Consider the following 13,942-nt stretch of genomic DNA (forward strand, 5'->3'; position numbering starts at 1 on the left):
CTCGAATGCAAGTGCCAACGAAAATCTCCTCGTGGGAAACAGTGGCGATCGCCAAAGGGACGAGTCAGTGCTCTGCGTAGGACTGGCGCGGGTGCCGCTGCGGCGCGGCATCCGACGCGCTGCCTCGCGTCGCAAAAAAAGCGCGCCGTGGCGCGCTTCCCGACTCGTACGGTGGCCGCATCATAGCGCAGCAAGGCACGCCGCACCACCCGTCACGCCGCCGATTCACCTACGCAATCTAGGAGGTGCGTTCGCATCTCATCGCACTTGCCGCCCAAGAACCTCGCGGTTGGCAACGTTACCGACGAGTTTGCCGTCGAGCGCATCGAGAAGATTTTGTACCGCGCAGGAAGCCATCGCGTGGCGCGTCTCGTGTGTAGCCGAGCCGATGTGCGGCAGCGCGACGACCTGCGGCATGCGCAACAGCGGCGAGTCCGCGGCGAGCGGTTCGTGCTCGAAGACGTCGAGCCCGGCACCGGCGATCGTGCCGTTCCGTAGTGCCTCGATCAACGCGCGTTCGTCGACGATGGGCCCACGCGATGCGTTGATAAGAATTGCACTGCGCTTCATGGCGGCGAGCTCTCGCGCACCGATGAGCCCCTCCGTTTCAGCTGTGAGCGGCGTTTGCAGACAAACGAAATCCGCCTCGCCCAGCAGCGTATCGAGTTCCGCGCGGCGCGCACCGAATGCCTGCTCGGCCGCCTGGTTGGGATGCCGATTGGCATAAAGCACGCGCATATTGAAACCGAGCGCAGCGCGGCGTGCGACAGCCGAGCCGATGCGCCCGAGCCCGACGATGCCGACCGTCTTCCCCTGGACCTCGACGCCGTATTGCTGCGGCCCGACGCTACCGCGCCAGTGTCCGGCCTTGACCCACTCCGCGAGTTCGACGACGCGTCGTGCCGTCGCAAGAATCAGCGCGAATACGGTATCGGCCGTCGACTCGGTCAGCACGTCGGGCGTATGCGCAAGGACGATGCCGCGCCGGTTCAGATCGGGCACATCGAAGTGGTCGATGCCGACTGAGATCGTGGACAACACGCGCAGCCGCTTCGCGCCCTCGAGCATTGCGGGCGTGATCGGCACGCTTGCACCCACGGCGCCGTCGGCGGCAGCCAGCGCGTCCGCGAGCGCCGAGGCGCGCGCCTCGGCGCTCGCAAACGCGGCTGGATCGAAGAGTTCGACCTCGGCGCGCTCGCGCAACCTGGCGAGCACATCCGCAGGCAATGGCTTATAAACGACGACACGAGGTTTCATCGGTTCACTTTCCCGACGCATGTGCATGTGCGCCAAGCGCTGCGCTGGCTTCAGGCTGAGCCTTGACCGCAAGTGTCAGCAGGACCGACGCGACGAGCGCCGCGCTCATGAAGGCATACGACGCAGCCGGCGAGCCAGTCGCACCATTCAGATAGCCGACGAAATACGAGCCGACGAACGAGCCGAGCGCGCCCATGCTGTTGATGAGAGCCATCGCGCCACCCGCCACGTTCTTCGGCAGCAGTTCGGGAACGATGGCGAAAAACGGCCCATAGGGCGCATACATCGCCGCGCCCGCGATGACGAGCATCGCATACGAGAGCCAGAAATGCGTGCTGCCGAGCGCGTAGGATGCCGCGAACGCCGCTGCGCCGATGAGCAGGCTCGGCCACACGAACGCCTTGCGCACGCGCAGCTTGTCCGATGCCCACGAAACGACGAGCATCGCGATGGTCGCCATCAGATACGGCAGCGCCGACAGCCAGCCCGTTGCCACCATGCCGAGTGCCGAGCCGTTCTTCAGGATCGACGGCAGCCAAAGGACGAATCCGTAGACGCCGATGCTCCAGCAGAAATACTGCGCGCAGAGCTTGACGACGGCGGGCGAGCGAAACGCTTCGGCGTAATTGCGCACGGGTTTGATCGTCGCTTGCTCGGCCGCGAGCGCCGCGTCGATGCGGCGCTTGTCTTCGGCGCTCAGCCACTTCACCTCGCGCGGGGTGTCGCGCGCAAGCGCCCACCAGCAAAACGCCCAGATAACGGCGGGAAAGCCCTCCGCGATGAACATTTCGCGCCACCCGAACGCATGCACGAGGTAGCCCGATACGACCGACATCCAGAGCACCGTGACGGGATTGCCGAGGATGAGGAACGTGTTGGCGCGCGATCGCTCGGCCCGCGTGAACCAGTTGCTGATGAAGATCAGCATGGCCGGCATGACCGCGGCTTCGACGACACCGAGCAGGAAGCGAATGGCGATGAGCGAAGGAACGTTGGCGACGACACCGGTCAGCGCCGCGCACGCGCCCCACAGAATCAGGCTGACGAAAACGAGCTTGCGCACGCTACGCCGCTCGGCATAGATGGCGCCCGGAATCTGGAAGAAAAAATAGCCGAGAAAAAAGAGCGCGCCGATCAGCGAAGACAATCCCGCGCTGACGCCGAGATCCTTGTTGATGCCGGCGGCCGACGCGAAGCCGTAGTTCGCGCGATCGAGATAAGCGAGGCTGTAGGTGATGAAGACGATCGGCATGATCGCCCACCAGCGGCGGGGGGCCAGGTTTGCGGGCATAGGTGTCTCCTCCATGTGAACAGGCTTGGCGCGGGGCGCGCCGAGCCTTCGTTACGTCATGCGGGGGCAGCGATCCGTTCGATCCGGTCGAGCTCGCCGCGCGTCGGAAATCCTTCCGAATCGCCGATCACCTGGACCGCCAGCGCACCGATGCAATTTCCGCGCGCCACCGCTTCCGGCAACGCCCGGCCTTCGAGCAACGCACTGATGACGCCCACGGCGAACCCGTCGCCCGCGCCGACGGTATCGACGACTTGCGCCACCGGTGCGGCCGCGGCGTACCCCGACGATTCGGCAGTGCGGTAATAGGCGCCGCGCGCGCCCAGCTTGACGACGACGCCGCGCGCGCCCGCATCGAGGTAACAGGCCGCAATGTCTTCGGGTTTCGTGAAGCCCGTCAGAACCGTGCCCTCCTCGAGGCCCGGCAGCACCCAGTCGGCAAGCGTGGCGAGCCGGTTCAGCGATGTCACCATGGCTTCGCGGGAGGGCCACAACGTCGGCCGCAGATTCGGATCGAACGAGATCGACTTGCCCGCCTCCCGCATTTCGCGTGCGAGGTGAAACGCAAGTTCGTGCGACGAGGCGGAAATGGCGGGCGCGACGCCCGTCAAGTGCAAATGCCGTGCCGCCAACGCGTACTCGGGCGAATAGTCGTCGATCGACACGTGGCTCGCGGCCGATCCCCTGCGGAAATATTCGACAGCCGGATCGCGGCCGTCATCCTGCTTCGATTTCAATTGGAATCCGGTCGGGTACCGTCCGTCCACGCTCACGCGGCCCGCGTCGATGCCCTCCTTGGCGAGGGTATCGAGCACATAGCGGCCGAAAGAATCGTCGCCGACGCGGCTCATCCAGCCTACCTTGAAGCCGAGCCGGGCCAGGCCGATGGCCACGTTCAGATCCGCCCCGGCGATTCGCTTCGTGAACCGGTTCACCTCCGCGAGCGGCCCCGGCTCATCCGCGACGAAAAGCGCCATCGCTTCGCCGTAGGTGAGGACATCGAGAGAAAAGGACATCGAAGACTCCCAGGTCATGACTGTGTTTAGGTCGCGGCCAACCATGCAACGCGTCGGCGCGCGTCGTCGGCCACGCCTTGCTCGGCGAGCGGAAATTCGATCGCTCGCGGCACGCGCCGCGGCAGGATCGCGAAAATCGAGGGGAAAAACGGATCGTCGGCCGCGGGCGCGCACGCAAAACGGCGCGCTCCACTTCCCGTGACCCCTTTGCAATGGATGTACTCGACATGTTCGGCGAGGGCCTGGGCCGCCGCGAGCGGTGCTTCGCCAGCCCACTGCCAGTTGCCGATGTCGAAGGTCATGCCGAGTACATCGGGTGCCCCCTCTTCAGCGAGAGCATCGAACAATGCCACGAAGCGCGCGAGTGTGTCGTCGATTGCGCGTTGACCGTTCTCGACGAGAAGGCGCGCGCGCCCCTGAGCGCAGATGCGCGCAATGGCGGCGGCATTCGCCCGCCCGGTGAATGTGCCCAGCTGCAGTTTGAAGTATCGGGCCCCAGCGCGTCCGCCTCGGCCTGCGCCGTCGCCAACGCGTGGTGGTCGAGCCGCCCTTCGATATACAGGCACGCCGGCGTCGAGTAGACGCACCACAGGCCACGTTTGCGCGCCTCGGCGCCCAGCCTGGCGAGCGCTTCGTGACTGGCATCGGCGTCGCTCGCAAAAAGCTCCCGCCGCACTTCGAAGCCGTGAGCACCTGCGTCCGCCGCGACGCCCAGCCAGGGGGAATGTCCGCTGCGCCAGACCGGATCCGCACCGAACGCATTCGCAACGATCACGATCTCAGTCATCGGACACCCATTTGACGCGTTGCGCGATCGTTTGGAACCGGTTCCACCAGCAATCCAAAAAAACGGGCACCGACGGCCCGACTTGCGAATGATGCTCGCACACCCGGGTTTCTCGCCATTATGGAAAGCCCTTAGCTCCGGGCGTCGCTTCGGACAGGCACATATCGATGAACGCCGTGGCGACGCGGGATTGGGCGCTGCGCTCGCGGCATTGACCGGTGGGAAATCGGCTGCCTGGAAAAGCGCCGCTCATATCCCGCGGCTTGCTGCGGGGGCGCTTGATATCCGATGCGCGACAATTACGATGTCCGGTCGTGTTGCTTTGGCACGGTGACCGCATCAGGAGGAGAGCGTCTCGTCTCGGTATATTTAAACTGCGCCCACGACAGGTAATGGTCCGCCTTTTCCGTACGGACGATGCCCGATGCAGCCACATGAAACTCCGGTGAATAAAGAATATGATCCGGCTTACTGCCCCACGACGGCACTGTCGGAGCATCAGGCAGTGCGTCACGTAGGCGACGCGGCTCAACGAAACTCGAAAACACAGCGGGATTATCCGTATTCAAATCACCGGCGAACAGTAGCGACTTAGACGGCAAACATTCGTCAAAGCACTGCGCCACGCCGGCAGCGTGTGTAGTGCCTACGCCCTGCTCGTAATCGAATCCCAGGAATTTATCGGGGTTTGTATGCACGGTAGCAACCGAAACTGTCGACTCGTGCAAGCGTGCCAGCAATAAGTGCCGGGGTAAGGGCCGGACCTCCTTTCCATCGATATGAATCGGGAATTGCGGATCCGGCAAGCGCCAACTCTCTTGGCTCAACGGATGCTTGGAAATTATGGCATTCGCCAATTGCTGCCGAGAGTCGATATGCGAAGGGTGCATGGACACCTCGCTCACGTGTGACATGCCAAGCGCATCCGCCATTTTCTCTGCCAGCGATCCTGTGCTGTTGGAAATATGGGATTCCTGCAAGCAAGCGATATCTGGATCGATTTCGCCGATCTGATCGATGAAATACCTCAAGTCTTCAGCATCGTAATCGAACGTACCCGCCTGAGAACGCACGGTCCGTCCTCCGGCAATATTCCATGTGACCAGGGTTAGGTTTCGCTCCTCGGTGCCGCCGCTTTCTCGTGCCATGTGGGCGCGCGGCACCGCCCGGTCGATACGAGGACGACTATGGAGGGGCGCCAAAAGACGCGGTATCTGGCCAGAGGCGTAAGGTGCCGGGGTCGGGGTGAATGCCTGTGTCGGCGATGAGTCGTTAGCCCTGCCGCACCCGGCTTGATCACTGACCCGATGGTAAGAAGACAAACTGCCTATATGCCGATCTGACATAAATCCCCCGCACCCCGCTATGGAAACGCATCCCGCTGGAACAAATCACTAAAACGTATCAGCTACGGCCCACATGGGAGGAGCGCAACTGAAAAGCGGAACGCATATGCGAAGTGGTCGTCGATCGGCTCGCTCGTCCGGATTGCCCACCATTATCGAGAGCCCTTGTCCCCGGGCGTCACGTCCGACAGACACATATCGATGAATGCCGTGGCGACACGGGATCGGGCGTCTTCATGCGGCACGAGAATCGAAAACCGACGTGTCAGCGGCTGCGGTGCCAGCGAAAGCGCTCGTAACGCCCCATCCTCGTGGCGCATCGCCAGCGCCGAGACGAAACCGACGCCCATGCCGGCCCGCACCGCTTCTTTCACACCTTCGACGCCCGCTACCCTGAGCGCCACGTGCATCGGCAGGCTGGCCGCTGCGAATGCCTGCTCGACGATCTGCCGCACGCCGGAGCCCTCTTCACGCAACACGATGGGAAAAGCGCTCAACGCACCGAAACTGACCGTGCCAACCGCCCCGTCGGACGACCCGGCAAGCGGGTGATCCGCCGGCACGATGGCCACGATCTCGTCCTCGCCCCAGCCGCGAAGCCCGGTTCCCGGCGGCAGGCCCGCCCCTGGCGGGCCCTCGACCATTGCGACGTCGAGCGTCTGCAGCGCGGCGACGATGTCGGCGGTGTTGCCGCCCGACGTCATCACGGTCACATCCGGAAAACGTCGCTGAAACGCGGCGATCAGGTACGGCAATAGATAGCTTGCAAGGGTGGTGCTCGCGCCCACGCGCAGGCTCCCACGCGCGAGACCTCGCAATGCGTCGCGATAAGCGTGGGCCTGCCGGTATGCGTCGCTCACGTGCCGCGCGTACTGGGCAAGCTGCTGACCGGCAGGTGTCAGCTGTACGCCCCTGCCGTGCCGCCGGTAAAGCGGCTCGCCGAACTCGTCCTGCAATTGCCTCAGTTGGCCCGAGACGGCGGGCTGCGACAAATGAAGTGCGCCCGCGGCATGGCTGATATTCAGATGCTCGGCAACGGCGGCGAAGGTTATCAGTTGGTCAGGGGTCATTGGCGACATATATCGGTACAGCCGATATATTACGTCGCAAATGACAATTTTTCATATCGATATGGTCGAAATACCATAAACCCTGTTCCTCTTCCCGCTGAAGGCACCTCGATGTCTCACTCCTCCCAATTTTCTTTTCCTGCCGCAACGCCTGGGGGGTCCGACAAACAGGGCCATCTGAACGGTCTCCTTTTCGTTGCACTGTTCGCCGCCGCCGTAACACGGCTTGCCGCTCTGCCGTCGCTCGCCGCGTTGGGCGTGAGTCCGTTGATCGTAGGCATCGTGGCCGGCGCAATCTACGGCAACACACTGCGGGCCGGGATGCCTGCCCAGTGGGCCAGTGGAGTCAACTTCGCTGCACGCCGCCTGCTGAGAATCGCGGTTGCGTTCTTCGGGCTACGGGTGAGCCTGCAGGAAATTGCTCAGGTGGGCTTGCCTGGCCTCGCCGTGTCTGTCCTGGTGGTGCTCAGCACACTCGCTGTGGGAACCTGGATCGGTATGCGGCTATTCAAGCTCGACCGCGACACCGCGATGCTGACCGCCGCCGGTAGTGCGATTTGCGGGGCGGCCGCGGTGCTCGCGTTCGAATCGACGCTGCAGTCGAAGCCCGAAAAAAGTGCCGTTGCCGTGGGGAGCGTGGTGCTGTTCGGCACGCTTTCCATGCTCCTTTATCCGTTGGCGTACCGCGCGGGCTGGCTGCATCTCGATACGACCGGGGTGGGGCTGTATTTCGGCGGTACGATCCATGAAGTCGCGCAAGTAGTCGGCGCTGCGAGCGAGGTCAGCCCGGCGGCGACGCATGTGGCGACGATCGTCAAGATGACGCGCGTGATGCTGCTCGTACCCGTTCTCCTCATGGTCAGTGCCTGGCTCATGCGCTCGGACGCGCGCGCCCATGCCGATCGACCGCGCGCGGCCAGGCTGGCGGTCCCCTGGTTCGCGTTGGGCTTTCTGGCCTGCGTGCTCGCCAATTCCCTGCATGCGTTGCCGCATGGGGTCGTTCTGGCAGCCAACGCGCTCGATACCTTCGCACTGACGATGGCCATGACCGCGCTCGGAATCGAAACGCGACTCGTGCACGTCCGCCGTGCCGGCCCGCGTGCGTTGGCAACGGGTCTCGTCCTCTATCTATGGCTGAGCGTCGCGGGACTGGCCATCACCTGGGGCGTTCAACGGTACCTGGGCTGAACGAACCGCCTCGCGGAGCGATCAAAGCGACGGCGCCTTGGCGCCACCGCTCGTTTCAAAGGAGAAATCGATGGCTTATGAACTGCATTACTGGAACGGCTTGCAAGGCCGCGGCGAGTTCGTCCGCCTGGCGCTCGAGGAGTCGCGCGCGCCCTATATCGATGTCGCCCGCGGCCGTGCCGAGGATGGGTATGGCGAGAGCGCCATGCTGGAGGTCATGTCGAGCAAAACCGAGCCGCAAGTTCCGTTCGCCCCGCCTTTTCTCAAAGACGGGGATCTGATCGTGCCGCACACCGCCAACATCCTGCTCTATCTCGGACCGAAGCTTCATCTCGCGCCGAAGGACGAACTTCGCTATGTCGTGCACGGCCTGCAACTGACGATCGCCGATATGGTCACCGAGGTCCACGATACTCATCATCCGATTGCCACCGGGCGCTATTACGAGGAGCAAAAGGATGCCGCCCATGCCCGCGCGGCCGATTTCATCGAGCACCGCCTGCCGAAGTTCATGGGGTACTTCCAGCGCGTTCTGGCACAAAACCCCAACGGCGCCCGATATATGGTGGGCGACAGCCTGACCTACGTCGATTTATCGATGTTCCAGCTGATCGAGGGGCTGCGCTACGCGTTTCCACGTGCGATGAAGCGGTTCTCCGCCCGCTATCCCGGCCTCGCCGCGTTGCATGACGCCGTCGCCGAGCGCCCGAACATCGCCGCTTATCTCGCCTCCGAACGACGCCTGCCGTTCAACGAGACCGGCATCTTCAGGCATTACCCCGAACTCGACAAGGACGTGCGCTGACGATGTCGTCTTCCGACAAGGCTGCGGTGCGAAATGGCGACGCGCGCGCCGAAAAGGCGATGCTATCCTTGCGCTCGACGCAATCCGCCACCGCCGACGTGCTTTCATTCCTGCTCCGCCTGCGTACCCGCGCTCAAGCCGTGTTTCGCCTGTCCGAGGCCCATACGATGTTGTTGTGGGCCGTCGCCACGGGTTTGCTCGGCGCCTTCGCCACAATCGCCTTTCGGCGCTGCATCGATCTGCTCCAATGGGCGATCTCCGGGCGGGCCAGCGGCTTAGTCGAAATGGCGCGCGCGCTGCCGTGGACCGTGCGGCTCTGGCTGCCCGCGGCCGGCGGCCTGATCGCGGGCGGCATCCTGATGCTCTCGCAGCGTCGGGCCAGCGGGCCGGCGAATTCGGACTATATGGAAGCGATCGCGATCGGCGATGGTGTCGTGCCGGTCTGGCAGAGCGCGTGGCGCAGCGTTTCGGCGCTTTTCACCATCGGCTTCGGCGGCTCGATCGGCCGGGAAGGCCCGATGGTTCAGTTGGCCGCCCTCGCCGGCTCGATCATCGGCCGCCTCGTCCATTTCGATTCGCAGCGCTTGCGTCTGCTCGTCGCCTGCGGCGCGGCGGCCGGCATCACTTCAGCGTATAACGCACCGATCGCGGGCGCGTTCTTCGTCACCGAGATCGTACTCGGGTCGATCGCAATGGAGAACTTCGGCCCCGTGGTGGTGGCCTCCGTCGTCGCGAATATTACGATGCGCGAGTTCGCGGGCTATCGGCCGCCTTATGAAATGCCGGAATTCCCGCCCATCGCCGGTCTCGAGGTGCTGCTTTTCGTTGCGCTGGGCTTTCTGTGCGGTGCGGCGGCGCCGCAGTTCCTGCGGCTCATCGATCTCGCACGCACACAGTTTCGCAGGCTGCCCGTATCCCTGCCGTTGCGGCTCGCCCTCGGCGGACTCGTCGTCGGGCTCATCTCCATCTGGGTCCCGGAGGTCTGGGGCAATGGGTACAGCGTCGTCAATTCGATTCTGCACTCGCCCTGGACCTGGACGGCGCTCGTCGTCGTCCTCGCCTGCAAGCTCGTAGCCACGGCGGCGACGGTGGGCTCCGGCGCGATCGGCGGCGTATTCACGCCGACGCTGTTCGTCGGCGCGACGCTGGGCTCGCTGTTCGGACTTGGCGTACATGCGCTTTGGCCGCACGGCACCTCGGGCGCGTTCGCCTACGCGATGGTCGGCATGGGCGCGTTTCTGGCCGGTGCGACGCAGGCGCCGCTGATGGCGATCCTCATGATCTTCGAGATGACGCTCAGCTATCAGGTCGTGTTGCCGCTGATGCTGTCTTGCGTCGTGGCGTATTTCGTCGCCCGTGCCATCGGCAACGCATCGATGTACGACATCACGCTGCGCCGCCACGCGGACGAACAAGAACGGATGCGCCTGCGGGCAACGCAGATGCGCGAGCTCATCCAGCCCGCGGATACCGTCGTGCCGCTTACTGCCAGCGTGCGCGAGATGACGCGAATCTTCCTCGAATATCCCGTCAAGTACCTCTACGTCGTCGATGCGGAGGGCCGTTTCCTTGGCGTGGTCGCGCTGAAGCACATCACCTCCGATCTACTCGAGAAGCGCGACACCGCGTCGCGCACCGCGGCCGATTATTTGCAGCCCGAATTTGCGACGCTGACGCCCGATATGCCGATCAGCGTTGCATTGCAGCGTTTTCTGGCCTTTCAGGGCGAACGGCTGCCCGTCGTCGCGAGCGCGGAGGAGCCGACCTTGATGGGGGCGGTCTACAAAACCGCCTTGCTCGACGCGTACCGTCGGATGAATCCGGCAATCTGATGGAGCATGGGCCGCGCGTGATGGCCCGGATGGCAAAGCTCGGCAATTTCTCTACAATGAAACGGAAGCTGGGCAACGACGCGGTACCGTGCGCAACGCACCGGGTGAGCGTTCTCCCGGCCGATTCGTCGATCCGGAGCGAAGATGAGCGAGCCGTTCCTCGATGCCGTGCGCCGCGACCACGCGGGATGGATTTTCGTCCATATTGAAGGCGAGCCGTACGACCGTGGCGAGCAGCACGGCAAAGTGTTGGCCGCGGAAATCCACAACGCGATCCGCACCGCCAAATATCTCGCCCGCTGGGATACCGGGGAAGAATTCGAAACGTTCACGCGTGCTGCCGTCGAACAGTTTTCGCGCAAGCTCGATACCGAATACCTGGACGAAATTCAGGGCATCGCCGACGGTGCAAAATTGCCGTTCGCCGACGTGCTCGCATGGAACGGCTATATGGACCTGCTGCAAAGCTGGTGGCCGACCCAGGCGGCGGCACGGGATCCCTCGGCCGGCATCAAGCCCTGGCGCGGCCGGCGGGGGCATCACTGCAGCGCATTCATTGCGACCGGCAGCGCAACCCGCGATGGCCGCATCGTCATGGCCCACAACTCGTGGGACCGCTACGCGGCGGGCGATGCATTCAACGTGGTATTCGATATCGTCCCCGACGCGGGACACCGCATTCTGATGCAGGGCCTGCCCGGCTGCATTTCGAGTCTGACGGACTTCTGGCTGACGTCGGCCGGCCTCATGGTGACCGAAACGACGATCTCGAACTTCGCCGGGTACAACCCATCGGGCGCGCCGGAGTTCTACCGTTCGCGGCGTGCGACGCAATACGCCAATTCGATCGGCGAGTGGTGCGACATGTTCGCGCTGTCGAACAACGGCGGCTATGCGAACAGCTGGTTGCTGGGCGATTTGAAAACAGGCGAAATCGCTCGTTTCGAACTCGGGCTGCACGCCCGCGGGTTCGAAAGCACCAAGGACGGCTTCTATAGTGGTTGCAATACCGCCACGAATTTGAAGATTCGCAATCAGGAGTGCATTGGCGAGGGCGAAGACTATACCGACGTTCGTAAAAACGGAGCGCGCCGCCTGCGTTTCATGCAGTTGGCCGACATCCATCACGGCAAGATCGACGCCGAGCTCGCAAAGGAAATGATCGCCGATCACCACGATGTCTATCTGGACCGCGACGACAATCCTTGCTCGCGCACCATCTGCGGGCATCTCGAACTCGACGACGCGCGCTTCGCCGGTCACGACCACGGGCCGTTCAATCCTTGGGGGCGAACGATGGCAAAGTCGTCGACAGCGAAATGGCGCGCGATCTCGCGTTCTGGGCGCGCTGGGGGCATCCCTGCGGCCGCCCGTTCGATGCACAGGCGTTCATGAAACGCCACCCACAGTGGAATTGGCTCAACGGTTACATGCGCGACAGGCCCTCGTGGCCCTGGACGCGCTTCGAAGTGCTGCGCTAGGGCACGCCCTGCCCCGGGCACGCGGCATGCTGCGTTTGCCGGTCGGAAGACGACTCAAAGGCTGCATGTCGCATCGAGAAGGAGGTCGAGTCATGAAAGTCTCGACACTGACGACCATGGCATTGCTTTCGGCATCGTGCTTCGCCGCACCCAACCATACGGCGGCGCTCGACAGCCTGACGGCACGCGCCGCGCTCGCCGCGGCGCGAATCAACGCGCCGCCCGTGGCACCGCCCGCGCCGCATGTGCTGGCCGGCACCGGGCCGGGACCCCAGCATTGGAGCCGCATCGAATTGCCGAAACCGCACGGCCTCGCGGCCCGCTTTGGTCCGCACGAGCGACAGGCGCAAACCTGAAGACGGCCCCCGAAGCCCGGAGGACCGCAATCGAGCCGCAACAGAGCCGCCGCCGCATGTCGGCGGGCGGCGCCCCATACTGCCAAAGGAGCATGCTCATCATGTCGACACCCGCGGTCCCGGACGAACCCATCGATCTTCAGATCGCGGATGTACTGCATGCGGTGTCCTTTCCGGCGAACAAGGACGAGATCGTCGACATTGCTCGCGATGTCGGCGCGAGCAATGAACTGCTGGCGATTCTCGACGGGTTGCCTGAACAGGACTACGCCGACGTCGATGCGGTCACGCGGCTGATCGGCAGCAACTACGGGCCCGGCGTCAGCGTTTGACGGCGAGCCGCCCCGGCCGGCGATGTCCGGTGCCGTCTAGCCTATCAGGCCTTTGATCTTCTCGACTGCGCTCGCCCGGTTCGAGACGATCGCGGCAACCGCCTTCGCCGCACCTTCCGGAAGGTTTCCTCGTCCGAACAAGGTCGCGAGAATGAGCATGGCAATCGGGCAGCGGCCATCCTGGCCCAGGACATGGGGGAAGCGGTATTTGAACACCTCGTGCTCCGTCGGGTTCGGCTGCGCGGCGCCCCAGAGCGCGCAAGCGCTGTAGTACCCGTCCCGGTGGCGTTCCTTGCCTTTCCTCGCAGCAAGCTTTTTTGCGACATAGTGGCCGCCTTTGTCGAGCGCACCGTAAGTCGCCAGCGGGAGCCCCACGAGCGGATGCAGGCCGGCGGCCGACGACGACGCCCCCTTCATCCATTCCTGCGCAATATTGGCCGCCTCGCCGCAGCAACTGCACGTACCGCGGTAGCGGTCCTGGAGTGCCAGCAGGGGATCGAGCTTGCTGCCCGTCACGAGCACCGAGATGACGGTCGTGATATGGCTGAGAACGCTGAGATAACCGTTTGCGAGCGTTGTCGCATTCGCAGCGGCGTTGGCGCTCATCCACCACGTCATGCACTGTTGCACAAGCGAGCTGTTGGTCGTGCTCATTACGGTGCTGACCATCGGCTGAACCGCGACAAACGTTCCTACCGCGCTGATGGTGGCGTCGGTCACATCGTGGACTTGTTTGCCCCCTTCGAAGACCTTGCCGACCGTCTCGCTGCCAGTGGCTTTCGCGACGAGCTGTCCCGCTGCATTGATCGCCGTCGGCACGGCCGAGGTCACGAGCTGCCCAACGGTATCGGCGAGCGCGCCCGCTTTGGCTCGCGTGAACTTCGGTTTCGTCTCGATCAGGGTATAGACGAGCTGCTTGGATTCTTCGTAGCTGGTGCCCAACCCGGACTGCATCGCGCGAATGTCTTGCGCGCCTTTGAGCAGAAGCAACATCGCCTGCAGAATCTCGAGATCCCGATGCAGATTCCCGGTTTGTGGCGAGGGCGTCCGGGCTTCCATCATCAGCCGCAGTCGTCGCCTGGCATCCTCATACCTGTCTTCTTGTCCCATCGTCGACTCCTTTAACGTTGGCGAAGCGAGCGCATTCGCTCGTTTTCACTCGCCTAGTTTTAGTCATCGCC

The 13,942-nt window shown here is 63.7% G+C and carries 11 protein-coding genes and 2 pseudogenes; 6 read left to right on the top strand and 7 right to left on the bottom strand.

Annotated features, from left to right (window positions below):
• Window positions 1-258: 258 nt before the first annotated feature.
• From ACR9ZC_RS17335 to ACR9ZC_RS17360, 6 genes and pseudogenes are all read right to left on the bottom strand, one after another.
• The gene (locus tag ACR9ZC_RS17335; RefSeq protein WP_481581242.1) at window positions 259-1,257 is read right to left on the bottom strand and encodes a 2-hydroxyacid dehydrogenase; all 999 of its coding nucleotides are present in this window, start codon (window positions 1,255-1,257) and stop codon (window positions 259-261) included.
• A 4-nt stretch (window positions 1,258-1,261) separates the two neighbouring features.
• Window positions 1,262-2,548 (bottom strand): MFS transporter, encoded by a 1,287-nt coding sequence (locus ACR9ZC_RS17340; RefSeq protein ID WP_481581243.1) that lies wholly within the window; start codon window positions 2,546-2,548, stop codon window positions 1,262-1,264.
• 56 nt (window positions 2,549-2,604) lie between these two features.
• Window positions 2,605-3,564 (bottom strand): sugar kinase, encoded by a 960-nt coding sequence (locus ACR9ZC_RS17345; RefSeq protein ID WP_481581244.1) that lies wholly within the window; start codon window positions 3,562-3,564, stop codon window positions 2,605-2,607.
• Window positions 3,565-3,590: 26 nt separating this feature from the next.
• Window positions 3,591-4,351: pseudogene (locus tag ACR9ZC_RS17350) on the bottom strand (sugar phosphate isomerase/epimerase).
• A gap of 299 nt (window positions 4,352-4,650) precedes the next feature.
• A complete protein-coding gene (locus ACR9ZC_RS17355) occupies window positions 4,651-5,499 on the bottom strand; it encodes an endonuclease/exonuclease/phosphatase family protein (protein WP_481581245.1) in 849 nt (282 codons plus the stop codon).
• Between the two features lie 350 nt (window positions 5,500-5,849).
• Complete coding sequence (locus tag ACR9ZC_RS17360) at window positions 5,850-6,767, bottom strand: LysR substrate-binding domain-containing protein (RefSeq protein ID WP_481581246.1); 918 nt, start codon at window positions 6,765-6,767, stop codon at window positions 5,850-5,852.
• A gap of 111 nt (window positions 6,768-6,878) precedes the next feature.
• Here ACR9ZC_RS17360 and ACR9ZC_RS17365 point away from each other — a divergent pair, with 111 nt between their 5' ends.
• The 6 genes and pseudogenes from ACR9ZC_RS17365 to ACR9ZC_RS17390 all read left to right on the top strand — a co-directional run bounded on the left by ACR9ZC_RS17365 (window position 6,879) and on the right by ACR9ZC_RS17390 (window position 12,761).
• A complete protein-coding gene (locus tag ACR9ZC_RS17365; protein ID WP_481581247.1) occupies window positions 6,879-7,955 on the top strand; it encodes a YeiH family protein in 1,077 nt (358 codons plus the stop codon).
• Between the two features lie 70 nt (window positions 7,956-8,025).
• Window positions 8,026-8,760, top strand: coding sequence for a glutathione S-transferase (locus tag ACR9ZC_RS17370; RefSeq protein WP_481581248.1), 735 nt, complete (start codon window positions 8,026-8,028; stop codon window positions 8,758-8,760).
• Window positions 8,761-8,858: 98 nt separating this feature from the next.
• Window positions 8,859-10,592 carry a ClcB-like voltage-gated chloride channel protein gene (locus ACR9ZC_RS17375; protein WP_481582699.1) on the top strand — a complete coding sequence of 578 codons (1,734 nt, stop codon included), beginning with the start codon at window positions 8,859-8,861 and terminating at the stop codon, window positions 10,590-10,592.
• Between the two features lie 144 nt (window positions 10,593-10,736).
• A pseudogene (locus ACR9ZC_RS17380) lies at window positions 10,737-12,073 on the top strand (C45 family autoproteolytic acyltransferase/hydolase).
• A 92-nt stretch (window positions 12,074-12,165) separates the two neighbouring features.
• Window positions 12,166-12,429: a hypothetical protein gene (locus tag ACR9ZC_RS17385; RefSeq protein WP_331569711.1), complete on the top strand. Its 264-nt coding sequence runs from the start codon at window positions 12,166-12,168 to the stop codon at window positions 12,427-12,429.
• A 101-nt stretch (window positions 12,430-12,530) separates the two neighbouring features.
• The gene (locus tag ACR9ZC_RS17390; RefSeq protein ID WP_481581249.1) at window positions 12,531-12,761 is read left to right on the top strand and encodes a DUF2795 domain-containing protein; all 231 of its coding nucleotides are present in this window, start codon (window positions 12,531-12,533) and stop codon (window positions 12,759-12,761) included.
• A gap of 36 nt (window positions 12,762-12,797) precedes the next feature.
• Here ACR9ZC_RS17390 and ACR9ZC_RS17395 read toward each other — a convergent pair whose 3' ends face one another.
• A complete protein-coding gene (locus tag ACR9ZC_RS17395) occupies window positions 12,798-13,871 on the bottom strand; it encodes a hypothetical protein (protein ID WP_481581250.1) in 1,074 nt (357 codons plus the stop codon).
• Window positions 13,872-13,942: the final 71 nt, after the last annotated feature.

It is taken from the genome of Trinickia sp. HAY1-2D (genome assembly GCF_056754935.1).

Coding starts and splice junctions, on each gene's coding strand:
- ACR9ZC_RS17335 (WP_481581242.1), bottom strand. CDS start 1,257: ATGAAACCTCGTGTCGTCGTTTATAAGCCATTGCCTGCGGATGTGCTC.
- ACR9ZC_RS17395 (WP_481581250.1), bottom strand. CDS start 13,871: ATGGGACAAGAAGACAGGTATGAGGATGCCAGGCGACGACTGCGGCTG.
- ACR9ZC_RS17385 (WP_331569711.1), top strand. CDS start 12,166: ATGAAAGTCTCGACACTGACGACCATGGCATTGCTTTCGGCATCGTGC.
- ACR9ZC_RS17355 (WP_481581245.1), bottom strand. CDS start 5,499: ATGGCACGAGAAAGCGGCGGCACCGAGGAGCGAAACCTAACCCTGGTC.
- ACR9ZC_RS17390 (WP_481581249.1), top strand. CDS start 12,531: ATGTCGACACCCGCGGTCCCGGACGAACCCATCGATCTTCAGATCGCG.
- ACR9ZC_RS17365 (WP_481581247.1), top strand. CDS start 6,879: ATGTCTCACTCCTCCCAATTTTCTTTTCCTGCCGCAACGCCTGGGGGG.
- ACR9ZC_RS17360 (WP_481581246.1), bottom strand. CDS start 6,767: ATGACCCCTGACCAACTGATAACCTTCGCCGCCGTTGCCGAGCATCTG.
- ACR9ZC_RS17340 (WP_481581243.1), bottom strand. CDS start 2,548: ATGCCCGCAAACCTGGCCCCCCGCCGCTGGTGGGCGATCATGCCGATC.
- ACR9ZC_RS17345 (WP_481581244.1), bottom strand. CDS start 3,564: ATGTCCTTTTCTCTCGATGTCCTCACCTACGGCGAAGCGATGGCGCTT.
- ACR9ZC_RS17370 (WP_481581248.1), top strand. CDS start 8,026: ATGGCTTATGAACTGCATTACTGGAACGGCTTGCAAGGCCGCGGCGAG.